Raw genomic sequence first — 15,224 nt, 5'->3', positions numbered from 1 at the left:
GAAGCAGGAATCCGCCCGGACGCCGCGTGTTCCACGCGCAGCGTGGAGGGAATCTCCGCCCTTTAGGGCGGAGAGATCGTCAAAGGTCGGCGAAGGGCTTCGCGTACGCGAAGGCACCCCGGATGTCGGGCCGCCACGCGCTCAACGGCCGGGCCATGAAGTACCGCGGCCCCCACGGGCCCGGTGGGGTCACGCCCAGGTCCACCGCCGGCCGGAACCCGAACCGAGGGTAGTACTCCGGGTGCCCGAGCAGCACGACCAGCGGCTCGTCCAGAGCGTCGGCCGCGCCCAGCACGGCGTGCATCAGCGCCGCCCCGACGCCCCGGCGCTGCCAGGCGGGCAGCACCCCGAGCGGGCCCAGGCCGAGCGCCACCGGCGCGCCGGCCACCGTGCCGCGGGTGCAGACCACGTGCCCGACGACCTGCCCGTCGGGGTCGGTGGCGACCAGGGAGAGGGCGGGCAGCCAGCCGTCGTCGGCGCGCAGCGCGTCGACCAGCGGGGCCTCGACGGGTACGGCGTCCGGGGCGTCCGCCGAGGCGAACGCGGCGGTGTGCACGGCCCGGACGGCGGCGATGTCGGCGGGGGTCTCACGTCTGATCAGCATCGGTCCGGGATCCTGCCCGAGGTCCGGCCGGACCGGCCACCCGTTTTTCGCGGTTCCCCGCCCTGTTCGACCTGCCGGCGCGTACCTGGCCGGGCGGGCGGCGAACCCGTCGCTGACCTTCCGGGAGCACCTGCGCGCGGTGGGCGGCGCGATCGAGGAGTGACCGGTCAGCCGACCGCGGTCGCCGACGGTGGGGCGCTGCCGCCCTGCGGCGCCTCCCCGCTCATCAGCGCCACGATCGCCTTCCGGTCGGTCGCCGACGGCAGCCCCCACCCGGGCCGGTAGCGGTACACCTCGCGCAGTGGGGTGGAGGCGGTCCGGCCGTCCAGGATCTCCACCGCGTCGGTGTCGATCAGCCCGGGGTGCTCGACACCGCACGCCTCGGCCACCTTCACCAGGTCCCGCCGCAGCGTACGCAGGTAGTTGGCGGCGCGTACCGACTTCGACGTGGGGTCCAGGCCCCGGGCCAGCCACGGGTTCTGGGTGGCCACGCCGGTCGGGCAGGTGTCGGTGTGGCACTTCTGCGCCTGGATGCAGCCGATCGCCAGCATCGCCTCCCGGCCGACGTTGACCATGTCGCAGCCGAGCGCGAACGCGACGATCGCGTTGTCGGGCAGGCCCAGCTTGCCGGCCCCGACGAAGACCGTCTGCTCGTGCAGGTCCCGCTCGGCGAAGGTCCGGTAGACGCGGGCGAAGCCCTGCTGGAACGGCAGCGACACCGAGTCGGTGAAGATCAGCGGCGCGGCGCCGGTGCCGCCCTCGCCCCCGTCCACGGTCACGAAGTCCACGCCGCGCCCGGTGTCGCGCATCAGCGTGGTCAGCTCATCCCAGAAGCCCAGGTCGCCGACGGCGGACTTGATGCCCACCGGCAGTCCGGTCTCGGCGGCGAGCAGCTCCACCCAGTCGAGCAGGCTGTCGCAGTCGGAGAACTCGGCGTGCCGGGACGGGCTCACGCAGTCCCGCCCCTGCGGGATGCCGCGGGTCTCGGCGATCTCGGCGGAGACCTTCGCTCCGGGCAGCAGCCCGCCCAGGCTGGGCTTCGCGCCCTGGCTGAGCTTGATCTCCAACGCCCGGACGGGAGCCCCGGCCACGAGGTCCTTGAGCCTGTCGAGGCTGAACCGGCCGCGCTCGTCGCGGCAGCCGAAGTACGCCGTGCCGATCTGGAACACCAGGTCGCCGCCGTTGCGGTGGTACGGCGACAGCCCGCCCTCGCCGGTGTTCTGCAGGCACCCGGCCAGCGCCGCGCCCTTGTTCAGCGCGGTGATCGCGTTGCCGGAGAGGGAGCCGAAGCTCATCCCGGAGATGTTGACGACCGACTCGGGCCGGAACGCCCGCGCCCGCCCCCGCGCGCCGCCGAGCACCTTCGCCGCCGGCAGCCGTACGTCGTGCCCGGCCGTCGGCGACGACGGCGGCACGGCCCGCCCGAAGGTGCGGTGCTTGATGATCGGATAACCCGGGGTGTACTCGATGTCGTTGTCCGTGCCGAAGCCGAAGTAGTTGTTCTCCTGCTTGGCCGAGGCGTAGATCCAGCGCCGCTGGTCGCGGGTGAACGGCCGCTCCTCGTTGTTGCCGGCGACGATGTACTGCCGCAGCTCCGGCCCGATCGACTCCAGCAGGTAGCGCGCCCGGCCGACCACCGGGAAGTTGCGCAGCAGCGCGTGGTCACGCTGGAGGACGTCGCGGGCGGCGAGGCCCGCGAGAGCGGCGGCGACGACGGGTACGGCTCGACTGGCCCACTTCATGCCCGCCACACTCCCCGGTCCCGCCGCCGCCCAAACAGCGCGTCGGTGCCGAGCCGGCGGCCGGAACCCCTCGGTGCCGCGAACCGGCGCCTGCCTGCGCCCTGCGCCGTCGCGCTGACGGTCAGCCCTGCGGCTGGCTGATGTTGACCATCCACGGGGTGCCGAACCGGTCCTCGCACTGACCGAACTCGTCGCCCCACATCTGCTTCTCCAGCGGCACGCTGACCACGCCGCCGGAGGAGAGCTGCTCCCACCAGCGGCGCAGCTCGTCGGCGTCGTCGCCGCTGAGGCTGACGGTGTTGGCGTTGCCGCGCCGGATCTCCATGCCGGGCGGCATGTCCGAGGCCATCAGCACGTGGCCGGCGGCCGTGCGGAGCAGGCCGTGCATGATCTGGTCGGCGATCGCCGGGTCCTCGGTGCCGAACTCCCGGAACGTGGTCAACGACAGCTCCCCACCGAAGAGCTGGTGGTAGAACTCCATCGCCTCGCGCGCGTTGCCGGCGAAGTTGAGGTACGGGTTGAGCTGGGTCGCCACGGCGTCCTCCCTGAGTTGGTGACCAGCGCATCGTCGCACCGCGCCCGCCGCCGTCGGCGCGTACACGCCGAACACGTCAGGTGAACGCGCCGGCGCGCGCCGCTACCGCCGCCGCCCGGGCGGCCCGCTCCGCGACCGCCACGTCCGCCGCGCCGCGGAGCAGCAGCAGCTCGTGGTAGACCGGCGCGGTCGCCGCGACCAGCAGGGCCCGCGCGTCGGTGCGGGCGGGCACCTCACCGCGCCGCGCCGCCCGGTGTACGACGACGGCGCAGCGGTCGTACCGGTCGGCCCAGAAGGCGTGGAGTGCCGCGGCGGCCGGCGGGGAGCGGAACGAGGCGGCGATCAGCGCGCCGGTCAGCGGCGGCTCGGCGGTCAGCGCCCGGTGCACCTCGTGGTTGATCGCCACCAGGTCGCCGTCGAGGGAGCCGGTGTCGCGGGGCTGCCAGTCGTCCTCGGTCGCCTCGGCGAGCACGTCCGCCAGCAGCCCGCCGACGTCGCGCCAGCGCCGGTAGACCGTGGTGCGGTGCACGCCGGCGCGGTCGGCCACGGCGTCGACGGCCAGCGCGTCGTAACCGCCCTCGACCAGCAGGGCGGCGACCGCGTCGAGCACCCGGCGACGCACCTGGGCGCTGCGCCCACCGGGCCGGCGGGCCGGGCCCGCGCCCGGGTCGGTGCCGGAGATCCCGGTTGTCGGGGGTGACGAATCCATGGCAGCATCCTAACGCAACACCCGTCGCTTTAACGACCGGCCGTTACCGCGCGGTGCCCCGCGCCCACCGTCCGAGAAGGAGGCTCCGTGTCACCTGCTATCACCGAGCTGCCCCTGGCCGAACCCGGCGCCGGGCCGTACGCGATCACGGTCGGGCCCGACGGTGCCCTCTGGTGCACGCTGGTCCACGCCGGGGCGGTCGTCCGGCTCGACCGCGACGGTGCGGTGCGCCGCCACGACCTCGACGACCCCGGTTGCGGGCCCGCCCTGATCACCACCGGGCCCGACGGGGCGCTGTGGTACACCCGGATGCGCGACCACCGCATCGGCCGGCTCACCGTCGACGGCGCACAGACCTCCTACGAGGTGCCCGGCGCGGGCCCCTACGGCATCACGGTCGGGCCGGACGGCGGGCTGTGGTTCACCGAGCTGACCGCCGACCGGATCGGCCGGATCGGCACCGACGGCACGGTGGAGCACTTTCCGCTGCCGGTCGCCGGTGGCATGCCCTCGATGATCACCGCCGGGCCGGACGGCGCGCTGTGGTTCACCCTCAACCAGGCCGACGCGGTCGGCCGGATCACCCGCGACGGCACGGTGCGGCTGCATTCGCTGCCGACGGCCGGCGCCGCCCCGGTCGGCATCACCGGCGGCGCCGACGGCGCCCTCTGGTTCGTCGAGATCGGCGCCGGTCAGGTCGGCCGGATCACCCCCGACGGGGCGGTCCAGGAGTTCCCGCTGCCCGACCGGGCCTCCCGGCCGCACGCCATCGTCGCGGACCCGGCCGGCGGCTGCTGGTTCACCGAGTGGGCCGGCAACCGGATCGGCCACGTCAGCGCCGAGGGCGTCGTCGAGGAGTACGCCCTGCCCACGCCGGACGCCGAGCCGCACGGCCTCACCCTCACTCCCGACGGCGCCGTGTGGGTGGCGCTGGAGACCGGGGCGGTGGCCCGGCTGCGGCCCTGATCGGTCATCTCACCAACCCCGACCAGCACCTGCACACGAGCCAACCGCACAGCTACGCCCTCGGCGACGTCAACGGCGGCCAGCAGTTCACCTACATCTCCCACGACGACAGTCGGATCTCCTCGACCAACTCGTCGGCGAGGGACGACGGGCGCTCCCCGACCGGGTCGCGATTCCGCACACCTTGTTCATGACCCCACCGCTGGCGACCGTGGGGCTCACCGAGAGGGAACCCCTCGCCGCCGGCCACCGCGTGAAGATCGCCAGCCGGCCGGTCGCCGAGATCATCGGGATGCCTCGGGCGCACGCCGTCGAGGAGACCCGCGGTTTCATGAAGTTCGTGATCGACGCCGAGACCGACCAGATCCTCGGCGCCGCCCTGCTGAGCATCGACGCCCAGGAGCTCATCAACACCGTCGCGCTGGCCATCCGGCCCGGCACCACCGCCGCCGATCTGCGGGACGCGATCTACAGCCATCCCAGCTCGACCGAGGCGTTCAACGACCTGCTGGCCACCACCGTGCCCGCCGGGGAGCGGCTACCCGCCGGGGCGTCACGCTCGACCGGGCGATGCCGCTCGATACCGAACCCGGGGCGGCGTCGCCGCCGCGCGCTCAGCGCCGGCGGAACGACTGGCGGACGATGCCGCCGACCAGCGCGCACCACGTGCTGGTGCTGACCTTGCCGGTGCGCGGCAGGCCGTGCAGCCGCTGGATGTCCTTCACCGCTTCCTTGGTGGCGTGGTCGTACTCGCCGGTGACGGTGACCTCGGCGTAGCCCTTCCAGTTGAGGATGAACTGCACCGCCTCGACCGGCAGCCCCGTCGCGTCCTTCTCCAGCTCGGGCGCGAGGGTCTCCCAGGTGGGGCCGGTGATGGTGGCGTCGATGTCGACCGGGATGCCGTTGCGGGCCTGCCAGTCCTGCACGGCCGCCACGGTGGCGGCGTTGAAGGCGCTGTTCGGCGTGACGGCGTAGCCGCGGTACGCCAGCAGGTACTGTGCGACCCGGACGGCGGGGGAGCTGACGAAGCGCCACAGGTCCGGCCAGCGGCGGGCGGGCACGTCCGCGAGGTCGGTGCCGAGGTTCTCGAAGACCCGGCGGCGTACGTCCGGGAAGAGCCGGTAGAACGTCGCGCCCGGGCAGAGGGTGGTGCGGAAGTCCCAGTGGCCGAAGATGTCGTGGGCGTGCAGCCCGTACTGCCGGCAGATGGTGGTGCAGAGCTTCACCAGCGAGTCGAGCAGCTCGTCCGGCGGGGTGTCGGTGACGTAGGTGCCCTCGTTCTCGATGCCGATCGAACGGCCGTTCTCGCCGGGGCAGTGGGCCGAGACCATCTGCCGGTCGCCGGCCTGGAGGCGCTCCAGGCTGCCGCGCCGCCCCTCCATCACGTAGCCGCCCCGGCTGATGGTGAAGTGCTGACCGGTGTCGGACCAGCCGTTGCCGTCCATGTGCAGGTTCTGGCAGTCCCGGGCCAGCTTGATCGCCTGCGCCTCGGAGTAGTCGGTGACGTTGGGGAACGCCATGTGGTGCACGATGATCTTGTTGGTGGGGATGGCGCTGATCACCAGCGGGTCGGCCGGCGGGCGGGCGCCCCACTCCTCGCAGCTGTAGATCCAGTCGAGGTCCGCGCCCGGGTCGGCCTGCGCGGCGGCCGGAAAGGCCAGTTCGGACCCGACGACCGCGACGGCCGCCGCGCCCAGGCCGGCCCGCAGCAGGGTACGGCGGTCGAGTTCAGGGTGGTCGAAGTGCATGGCATCTCCTCGGCGGGCCGGCGGTGGCCCAGGGCAGCAATGAAAAGGAACTCCACGTTGCGCGCGTGAGGTGGAGGATATTGCCATCAGCGGCCCGGGCGCTAGAGGCGCGTCGATCCGATCCGAGGGGTGCACGACCGCAGCGACACAGTGGACCGCGGCCCGTGACCACCGGATACTGCCCGGGCACTGCTGACCGTCCAGGGTGGCGTCAGTACGCCGGCGTCGGGGTCCGGTCTCCGTGCGGCATCCGCCAGCCCTCGGCCAACCGGGACGGGTGCACGTTGCGCCCCCCGCCGAAGAACTCGCAGAACTTCATGATCAGCGGATCCCAGCCCAGCGGGTCCACGTACGACGTGCCGGGAATGACGAGCTCCTCCTCGACGTGCGCGCGCAGCACCTCCACCTGGAAGGCGGTGGCGTGCGACGGTGTCCCGCCGAACGGGTACGCGGCGACCACCCGGCACTCCAACTGGATCGGGCACTGCGCCACCCGGGGCGGCGCGACCAGCTCCGACGGCTGGCGGGTCAGCCCGGCGAGGGCGAACTTGTCCGGCTCGTACCGGTAGCCCTGGGCGGCCTTGTGCTCCGGCACGCTCGGCCGGCCGGTGGTCAGCGCGATCCGGTCCACCGCGTCGACCAGCGCCGAGGACGGCAGGTTCAGCACGCACTCACCCTCGCGCCGCAGATTGGCGGTGGTCTGACCGCTGTCGCCCAGGCCGAGCATGGCCGAGCGGCCCAGCCACCACGCCGACGACATCGGCGCGAGGTTGGCGCTGCCGTCCGGGTTGCGGGAGCTGATCAACACCACCGGGGTGCCGAAGTAGAGCACCTTCAGGTCGGGTACGACGTGCATGGTCCTGCCCTTCGCGGACGCCACGGCCGGGGGCGGTCCGCCCGGCCGCCCTCGATCCTGCGCGCGGGCGGTGCCGATCGCTGGCGGCGATCGGACGTGGCGTTGCGGCGGGCCGCCCGACCGGCGCGGCGCGCGACCTGTCCAAGGCGTCGGGGAGTGGCGCCGCGGCGCGGGCCGGGGTCAGCCGGTCGCGGCGAACCGGTCGAGGGCGCGCACCACGTGGCGGCGAGTCTCGTCGGTGCCGAAGTGGCCGGCCTGCTCGACGACGATCAGCTCGGAGTCCGGCCAGGCCCGGTGCAGCTGCCAGGCGGTGTCCAGCGGGCTGCTCAGGTCGAGCCGGCCGTGGACGAGCACCCCGGGGATGCCGGCGAGCCGGTGCGCGTCGCGCAGCAGCTCGCCCTCCTCCAGCCAGGCGCCGTGGGCGAAGTAGTGCGAGCAGATCCGGACCATGGCCGTCCGGGCCGCCGAGGGGCGGTCGCTGTACGGGTTGGTCACGGCGGCCTCGCCGGAGACGACCGCGTCCTCCCAGGCGCACCAGTCCACGGTGGCCCGCTCGCGCACCGCCGGGTCGGGATCGGCCATCAGCCGGGCGTACGCGCCGACGACGTCGCCGTCGCGCGGCGTGCCGGGCGCGCCGGCCAGGAAGCGGTCCCACTGCTGTGGGAAGAACCGGCCGACGCCCCGGTAGAGCCAGTCGATCTCCGAGCGGCGGGTGCTGGTGACCGCGTTGATGACGATCTCCGTCACCCGCTCGGGGTGCCGCTGGGCGTACGCGAGGATCAGCGTGGAGCCCCACGACCCGCCGTGCAGCAGCCAGCGCCGCACGCCCAGGTGCTCGCGCAGGCGTTCCATGTCGGCGATCAGGTGGTGCGTGGTGTTGTGCCGCAGGTCGGTGGCCGGGTCGCTGGCGTGCGGGGTGCTCCGCCCGCAGCCGCGCTGGTCGAACAGCACGATCCGGTACCGCTCGGGGTCGAAAAACTGGCGGACCCCGGTGCCGCACCCCGAACCCGGCCCACCGTGCACCACCAGCGCCGGCTTGCCGTCGGGGTTGCCGCACACCTCCCAGTACACGGCGTTGCCGTCGCCGACGTCGAGCATGCCGTGCTCGTACGGCTCGATCGGCGGATAACGCTCGTCCATGCGTGGGCCCTCCCCAGGGGTACCGGATGCAACAGCGCTGTTACATTAGCCCACATGCCCGACCGCCCGCCCGGCCCCGAACTCCTCGGCACCCGGCTGCGCCACCTGCTCGACCTGCTCGACGGCGACGTCGCCGCCGTCTACGCCGACCTCGGGCTGCCCGGGTTCCGGCCGCGGTTCACCCCGATCGTCCGCGCCCTGGCCTCGGGCGGGCCCGCGCCCATCCGCGCGCTGGCCCAGGCGACCGGGGTCACCCACTCCGCCGCCAGCCAGACCGTGGCGCAACTGGCGAAGGAGGACCTGGTCACCCTCACCCCCGGGGCCGACGCCCGGCAGCGCATCGTGCACCTCACCCCGAAGGCCGAGGCGCTGCTGCCCGTGCTGGACGCCGAATGGGCCGCCACCACCGCCGCCGCCCGCCGGTTCGAGGCAGAGCTGCCGTACCCGCTGAGCCGGCTCGTCGACGAGGCGCTGGCCGCCCTGGGCCGCCGGTCGATGCGGCAGCGCATCGCCGACGTCGCGCCCGACCTCCTGGCGGCGCGAGACCGGTCCCGCGACGACGGCCAGCTCAGCTGATAGTCCAGCGCACCGACCTGCCGGACCAAGGTGGCGCCGGGGCGACGGCCAGGACTGCCGGCCGCCCGAGCGGGTATGCGCGGCGCCGGGAGGCGGGTGCCTCCGGGAACGAGGAGGTCATGGCCGCCGCCGGGTTCGTCGCTCTGGTCATCGTCGTCGCGCTCGCCGCGCTGCTGCTCACCCTGAGCGTCCGCATGGTGCAGCAGTACCAGCGCGGGATCGTCTTCCGCTTCGGGCGGGTGCTGGAGCGCATCCGCGAGCCCGGCCTGCACCTGATCGTGCCGATCGCCGACCGGATGGTCCGGGTCAGCATGCAGACCACCGTGATCGGGGTACCCCCGCAGGGCGCGATCACCCGCGACAACGTCACGCTGACCGTCGACGCGGTCGTCTACTACCGGGTGGTGGACCCGGTCAAGGCCCTGGTCAACGTGCGGGACTACCCGTCGGCGGTGCTCCAGGTCGCGCAGACCGCGCTGCGCTCGGTGATCGGCAAGGCCGACCTGGACACGCTGCTCGGCGACCGGGACCGGATCAACGCGGAACTGAAGTCGGTCATCGACGCGCCCACCGAGAAGCCCTGGGGGCTGCTCATCGAACGGGTCGAGGTCAAGGACGTCTCCCTGCCCGAGGGGATGAAGCGGTCCATGTCCCGGCAGGCCGAGGCGGAACGGGAACGCCGGGCCCGGGTGATCGCCGCCGACGGCGAGTTCCAGGCGTCCCGCCGGCTCGCCGACGCCTCCCGGGCGATGGCCGACACGCCGGGCGCCTACCAGCTGCGGCTGTTGCAGACCGTGGTGGACGTGGCGGCGGAGAAGAACAGCACCCTGGTCATGCCGTTCCCGGTGGAGCTGCTCCGGTTCTTCGACAAGCTGGCCCGCGGCGCCGGGGAGCAGATCGACGCGCCGGAGGCGGTGCCGAGCGTCCCCGGCGACGGCCACCGCCGGGAGGACCACCGCTGACCGGTCGGCGTCAAGCCCTCTGACCGGAATCCATCCATCATCACGGACGTCCGGACGCGTGGAGCACCCGTTGCGCCGATGGACCGGACGCCCGCGGTGACGAGAATGATCAGCGTGGCCCTGACCCGTGACCGTTCCCCGCTGCCCGGGAAGGCCGCCGCGTGAGCGCCGACTGGCAGCTGTCCGGCTACACGCCGGTCCGGCAGCTCGGCGCCGGTGCGTCCGGCCGCGTCCTGCTGGCCACCCACGACGCCACCGGCACCCCCGTGGCCATCAAGTACCTGACCACGGCCCTCGGCGACGACCCGTCCTTCCGCACCGCCTTCCGGGACGAGGCGCAACTGCTCGTCGAGGTCGACGACCCGCACATCTCCCGGCTCTACGAGTACGCCGAGTCGCCGCACGGCGCCGCCATCGTGATGGAACTGGTCAACGGGGTGTCCCTGCGGCAGATGCTGCGCGCCCACGGCCCCACCGAGCCCGAGGCGGCCCTCTGCGTGCTCAAGGGCTCGCTGGCCGGGCTGGCCGCCGCACACGCCCGGGGCGTCGTGCACCGCGACTACAAGCCCGAGAACGTGCTGGTCGGCCTCGACGGGCAGAGCAAGCTCGCCGACTTCGGCATCGCCGTACCGGTGGGCCGCGACGGCGGCGGCTCGGTCAGCGGCACGCCCCGCTACATGGCCCCGGAACAGTGGACCGGCGCCCCGGCCGGCCCGGCCTGCGACATCTACGCCGCCACCGCCACCTTCTACGAGTGCCTCACCGGTCGTCCCCCGTACGACGGGCGGGACCTGATCACGCTGCGGACCCAGCACGCGCAGGCGCCGATCCCCACCGACGCGGCGCCGCCGCCGGTGCACCAGCTGCTCCGCCACGGGATGGCCAAGCAGCCCGCCGACCGGCCGCAGCCGGCGGAGGTCTTCCTCGCCGAACTGGAACGCACCGCCGCCGACGCGTACGGCGCGGACTGGGAGGAGCGGGGCCTGCGCGAGCTGGCCCGCCGGGCCGCCCTGCTCGCCGCTCTCTTCCCGTTCCCCGACGGCACCGGCGGGGCCACCAGCCTCGCCAGCACCACGTTCGGCGCGGCAGGTCCGTCCTCCCGGCGCGGGAAGGGCGCCGCCGCGCTGCTCGGGGCCGGCCTGGTCGCGGCCCTGCTGCTCGGCGGCGCCGGCCTCAGCTACGCCTCCCGGCACGCGGCGGCGCTCACCCTCGCCGACGGTCCGGCCGGGCCGCGCGCCTCCGCCCTCACCTCGCTCGGGCCCAGCCCGTTGGCCGCCGCGCCCGCCATCGACGCGGTGTCGCCCAGCCCGCCCCCGACCCCGACGACCACGGAATCGGCGACCGCCACGCCGTCCCCGCCCCGGCCGCCCGCCGCGACGCCCACCCGCTCCCGCGGGGCCAGCCCGACCCCCCGCACGTCGACCAGCCCGCCGCCGCCACCGGACGGCACGGCACCGGTCGTCGGCGGGCTCGACGCCACGCCCACCCTCCTGGAGCCCGGCGGCTGTCCCTACGGCAACCAATCGAGCACGGTCACCGCGACCGCCAGCGACGACCGGACCAGCGCCGAGGACCTGCGGGTGAGCTTCCGCTACACCCTTGCCGGGGTCACCCGGTCCATCGGCATGACGCACGTCGGCCGGGGCGTCTACCGGGGCACCCTCGGTGACCTGCCGGCGCCGAAGTCGAGCACCAGGATCCCGATCCAGGTGGTCGCCGTCGACGTCGCCGGCAACGCCGCCGACCCGGCCGGGCCGGTGTACGTGTCGCTCTCCTCGTACTGCACCCCGGGCTAGGAGCCGGCCGATGCGACAGTTCCCGACGAAAGGTGGGCTCCGATGACCAGGCCGGGGGAGCGGGGCGTGCCGCCGCAGGGAGACGGCGAACCCACCGTCCACCTGGGCGCGACCGGGCGTCCGGGCGCGCCCGAGCACACCGTCGACCTCGACCGCACGGTGAGCCTGGACCGCACCGTGAATCTGGACCACACGGTGAACCTCGACCACACCGTCAGCCTGGACCGGACGGTGAGCCTGGACCGGACCGTTCACCTCGGGGCCGCCGACGAGACCGTTGACCTCAAGGTCGCCGACCAGACCGTCCACCTCGGAACGACCGGCCGGACCGCACACCTCGGCGCGGACGGGTCGGCCGTCGACGCCGGCGCGGTCGACGAGACGGTACGGCTCGACGCGGCCGCAGCCACGTACCTCGACGCCACGAGCGCCCGCACCGGCGCGGCGCGCACGGGCACCCTGGCCACCGGCCGGGGCGTACCGTCGCCGGCCGGGCCGACCGGGGCGGGCGGTGAGGTGCGGTTCGGGCCCGGGGTGCCCGCGACGCCGCCCGCCGCGCCGTCCTGGCCGACGGCGTCCCCACCGCGCCGCCAGCGGCCGCTCTGGCGGCGGGTGGTCTCGGTGCTCTCCGCCCTGTTCACCGTGGCGCTGGTCGCCGTCGTCGGCTTCTACCTGTGGCAGCGGCTCGACCCGTTGGAGATCAGCGAGGTGAGCGTGGCGGTGCCGCAGCCGGCCGGCGACCGGTGCGACGTCACGGTCGACGTGGTGGCCACGGTGCGGACCAACGGCCGGGCCGGCGTCATCGAGTACCAGTGGCTGCGCTCCGGCTCACCGCCCGGGGCCCTGCTCAGCGAGCGGGTCGGCTGGGGCCAGCGCACCGTCACCCTGCCCCTGAAATGGGCGTTCAACGGGGTCGGCAGCACCACCGAGACGGCCACCGTCAACATCGTCTCCCCGTCGCCGCAACAGGCCCGCGCGGAGGTGAGCTACGCCTGCCGAGGTGCGTGACGCACGTTTCCCCAGCGGCCGGTCGGGGTAGGTCGGGGCCGACCGACCTGATGGACCGTTGTGGAGGGCAGCTATGAAAGACAACTTCGGCGACGCGGTGGGCGACGCCCTGCGCGCGGTGATGCTCTTCCTGCCCAAGGCGGTCGCCTTCGTGGCGATCCTCGTGGTGGGCTGGCTGATCGCCAAGGCCGTACTGAAGATCGTGGACAAGGTCCTGGAGCGGGTCCACTTCGACAAGGCCGTCGAGCGGGGCGGCATCAAGACCGCGCTGGCCCGGTCGAAGTACGACGCCAGCGACATCGTCGCCAAGCTCGCCTACTACGGGGTCCTGCTGGTCACCCTGCAGCTGGCCTTCGGCATCTGGGGCCCGAACCCGATCTCCGACCTGATCGCCGGCGTCATCGCGTGGCTGCCCCGCGCCTTCGTCGCGATCGTCATCGTGGTGGTCGCCGCGGCCATCGCCAACGCGGTGAAGGACATCATCAGCAGCGCGCTGGGTGGCCTGTCCTACGGCCGGGTGCTCGCCAACATCGCCTCGGTCTTCATTCTCGGCCTGGGCATCATCGCCGCGCTCAACCAGATCGGCGTGGCCACCGCCGTCACCACCCCGGTGCTGATCGCCGTGCTCGCCACCGTCGGCGGCATCCTGGTCGTCGGCGTCGGCGGTGGTCTGGTCCGGCCGATGCAGAGCCGCTGGGAGTCGTGGCTGAGCCGCGCCGAGGAGGAGTCGCGGCTCATCGCCACGCACGCCAAGGCGTACCAGGCCGGCAAGCGGGACGTGCAGTCGCACGTGGCCACGCCGGTCACCCCGTACGCGGAGTCGGAGCGGACCCAGCCGGTGGTGCGCCACGACGAGGCCGAGCGCACCCAGCCGGTGCCCCGCGACGACGACGCGGACCGCACCCAGGTGGTGTCCCGCTACGACGAGGCGGACCTGACCCAGCCGGTCGGCCCGTACTCCGGGTCGGAGGCGGCCCGGCCGACGCCGCCCCGGCAGGCCACCGCCACCCACGACGAGCCGGCGCCGATCGACAACGAGGCCACCATGGTGATCCCGACCGACGGCGACAAGTTCCGCCGCTGACCGCTCGACCACCGACCGGGGTGGGGCCCGCACGGGTCCCGCCCCGGTCCGTGTCCGCCCGCCGAACCCGATCGCCAGGTCGGCCGTCGGCGGTTAGCATCGGCGCATGACCTGGCGATGTTGATCCGTAGCTGAGGGCCGCACCCGCGGACCACCCCGGACGCCGCACACCCCGCGTCCGCCCGGTCCCGTGGAAAGGCCCTCATGACCCTCACCACCGCATCCGTGCCCGAGGTCCGCCGCCTGGCGGCCACCCTCTACGGGTACGCGTTCTTCCAGGACTTCGTCCTGCTCTACCCGGTCTACGCGCTGCTGTTCAGCGACACCGGCCTGTCGATCGGCGAGATCTCCTCGCTCTTCGTCATCTGGTCGGCGACCAGCATCCTGCTGGAGGTGCCCTCGGGCGCCTGGGCCGACGCGGTCTCCCGCCGGCTGCTGCTCTGCCTCGCGCCCCTGCTCGCCGGCGCCGGCTTCGCCCTCTGGGTGCTGGCCCCGTCCTACCCGGCGTTCGCCCTCGGCTTCGTCCTCTGGGGAGCCGGCGGCGCGCTCGGCTCCGGCGCCCTGGAGGCGCTGGTCTTCACCGAGCTCGACCGCCTCGGGGCGGCCGGCCGCTACGCCCGCATCATGGGCCGCGCGCGGACCGCGGGGGTGCTCGGCGCGCTTGCCTCGATCGGCCTGGCCGGGCCGGTGCTCGCCGTCGGCGGCTACCCGGCCGTCGGCGCGGCGAGCGTGCTGGCCGGGGGGCTCGCCGCCGCCGTCGCCACCCGCTTCCCCGAACACCGCCCGGCCCCGGCGGCCGCCGCGCCGGAGCCGGCGGCGGACGGCGAGGAGCTGGGCTGGGCGGCGACCCTGCGCGCCGGCCTCGCCGAGGCCCGGGCCGATCCTCGGGTACGCGCGGCGCTGCTGCTGGTCCCGGCGGTGACCGCCGTGTGGGGCGCCCTCGACGAGTACACGCCGCTGCTGGCCCGGGACACCGGCGTCGCCGGGTCGACCGTGCCGCTGCTGCTCCTGCTCGTCTGGGTCGGGGTGACCGTGGGCGGCCTGCTCGCCGCGCCGGCCGAACGGCTGCGCACCCGTGGCTACGCCGCGCTGCTCGCGGTGGCCGCGGTCGCGCTCGCCGTCGGGGCGGGACTGCGCCACCCCGCCGGGTTCGTGCTGGTCGGCGTCGCGTTCTGCGCCTTCCAACTAGCCACGGTGCTGGCCGACGCCCGGGTCCAGGCGCGCATCACCGGGCCGGCTCGGGCCACCGTCACCTCCGTCGCCGGGATGGCCACCGACCTCACCATCATCGCCGTCTACGGCGGGTACGCCCTGGTCGCCGGGGTGGGCGGCAACCGGGCCGCCTTCGTGGCGGCGGCCGTGCCGTACCTGGTGGTGGCCGGCTGGCTGCTGGCCTCGCGCAGGAACCGGCGCGGCGGCCCCGCCCGCGAGCCGGTGGCCGGCCGCAGCGGCGTGCCGACCTGACCGCGCCCGCCGGTGTCGTCGGCCTAGGCGGGCC

At 74.2% G+C, this 15,224-nt stretch carries 14 protein-coding genes and 1 pseudogene; 8 read left to right on the top strand and 7 right to left on the bottom strand.

What is annotated here, in order from left to right:
- Positions 1-79 precede the first annotated feature (79 nt).
- The 4 genes from V6U88_RS27780 to V6U88_RS27765 form a co-directional block, all read right to left on the bottom strand.
- Positions 80-604 (bottom strand): GNAT family N-acetyltransferase, encoded by a 525-nt coding sequence (locus V6U88_RS27780; protein ID WP_334457463.1) that lies wholly within the window; start codon positions 602-604, stop codon positions 80-82.
- Between the two features lie 167 nt (positions 605-771).
- Positions 772-2,346: an FMN-binding glutamate synthase family protein gene (locus V6U88_RS27775; protein WP_334457462.1), complete on the bottom strand. Its 1,575-nt coding sequence runs from the start codon at positions 2,344-2,346 to the stop codon at positions 772-774.
- Positions 2,347-2,467: 121 nt separating this feature from the next.
- Positions 2,468-2,881, bottom strand: coding sequence for a VOC family protein (locus tag V6U88_RS27770; RefSeq protein ID WP_334457460.1), 414 nt, complete (start codon positions 2,879-2,881; stop codon positions 2,468-2,470).
- A gap of 76 nt (positions 2,882-2,957) precedes the next feature.
- On the bottom strand, positions 2,958-3,491 hold the full coding sequence (locus V6U88_RS27765) for a TetR/AcrR family transcriptional regulator (RefSeq protein WP_334457467.1): 534 nt from the start codon (positions 3,489-3,491) through the stop codon (positions 2,958-2,960).
- Positions 3,492-3,677: 186 nt separating this feature from the next.
- Here V6U88_RS27765 and V6U88_RS27760 point away from each other — a divergent pair, with 186 nt between their 5' ends.
- Positions 3,678-4,556, top strand: a complete 879-nt coding sequence (locus V6U88_RS27760; protein ID WP_334457458.1) for a Vgb family protein — start codon at positions 3,678-3,680, stop codon at positions 4,554-4,556.
- 184 nt (positions 4,557-4,740) lie between these two features.
- Entirely contained in the window at positions 4,741-5,235 is a 495-nt protein-coding gene (locus V6U88_RS27755) for a hypothetical protein (protein ID WP_334457455.1), read from the top strand.
- On the opposite strand, the gene V6U88_RS27750 is transcribed toward V6U88_RS27755, so the two are convergent.
- The 3 genes from V6U88_RS27750 to pip form a co-directional block, all read right to left on the bottom strand.
- Positions 5,171-6,304 carry a peptidoglycan recognition protein family protein gene (locus tag V6U88_RS27750; RefSeq protein WP_334457454.1) on the bottom strand — a complete coding sequence of 378 codons (1,134 nt, stop codon included), beginning with the start codon at positions 6,302-6,304 and terminating at the stop codon, positions 5,171-5,173. The genes V6U88_RS27755 and V6U88_RS27750 overlap by 65 nt on opposite strands.
- Positions 6,305-6,515: 211 nt before the next feature.
- Positions 6,516-7,160 (bottom strand): flavin reductase family protein, encoded by a 645-nt coding sequence (locus tag V6U88_RS27745; protein WP_334457452.1) that lies wholly within the window; start codon positions 7,158-7,160, stop codon positions 6,516-6,518.
- Positions 7,161-7,340: 180 nt separating this feature from the next.
- Complete coding sequence (gene pip, locus V6U88_RS27740) at positions 7,341-8,300, bottom strand: prolyl aminopeptidase (RefSeq protein WP_334457450.1); 960 nt, start codon at positions 8,298-8,300, stop codon at positions 7,341-7,343.
- A gap of 54 nt (positions 8,301-8,354) precedes the next feature.
- On the opposite strand from pip, the gene V6U88_RS27735 reads away from it, so the two are divergent.
- The 6 genes and pseudogenes from V6U88_RS27735 to V6U88_RS27710 all read left to right on the top strand — a co-directional run bounded on the left by V6U88_RS27735 (position 8,355) and on the right by V6U88_RS27710 (position 15,190).
- On the top strand, positions 8,355-8,876 hold the full coding sequence (locus tag V6U88_RS27735; RefSeq protein ID WP_334457448.1) for a MarR family winged helix-turn-helix transcriptional regulator: 522 nt from the start codon (positions 8,355-8,357) through the stop codon (positions 8,874-8,876).
- 119 nt (positions 8,877-8,995) lie between these two features.
- Positions 8,996-9,838, top strand: coding sequence for an SPFH domain-containing protein (locus tag V6U88_RS27730; protein WP_334457446.1), 843 nt, complete (start codon positions 8,996-8,998; stop codon positions 9,836-9,838).
- A 161-nt stretch (positions 9,839-9,999) separates the two neighbouring features.
- Positions 10,000-11,634: a serine/threonine-protein kinase gene (locus V6U88_RS27725; RefSeq protein ID WP_334457444.1), complete on the top strand. Its 1,635-nt coding sequence runs from the start codon at positions 10,000-10,002 to the stop codon at positions 11,632-11,634.
- 42 nt (positions 11,635-11,676) lie between these two features.
- Positions 11,677-12,642: a hypothetical protein gene (locus V6U88_RS27720; protein WP_334457441.1), complete on the top strand. Its 966-nt coding sequence runs from the start codon at positions 11,677-11,679 to the stop codon at positions 12,640-12,642.
- Between the two features lie 73 nt (positions 12,643-12,715).
- Positions 12,716-13,438: pseudogene (locus V6U88_RS27715) on the top strand (mechanosensitive ion channel family protein); the annotation flags it as partial.
- Between the two features lie 492 nt (positions 13,439-13,930).
- Positions 13,931-15,190 carry an MFS transporter gene (locus V6U88_RS27710; protein ID WP_334457436.1) on the top strand — a complete coding sequence of 420 codons (1,260 nt, stop codon included), beginning with the start codon at positions 13,931-13,933 and terminating at the stop codon, positions 15,188-15,190.
- Positions 15,191-15,224 lie beyond the last annotated feature (34 nt).

Origin of the sequence: Micromonospora sp. CPCC 205739, assembly GCF_036906795.1 — a bacterium.
Taxonomy (GTDB): Bacteria; Actinomycetota; Actinomycetes; order Mycobacteriales; family Micromonosporaceae; genus Micromonospora.
This window is presented reverse-complemented; position numbering and strand designations above follow the sequence as displayed.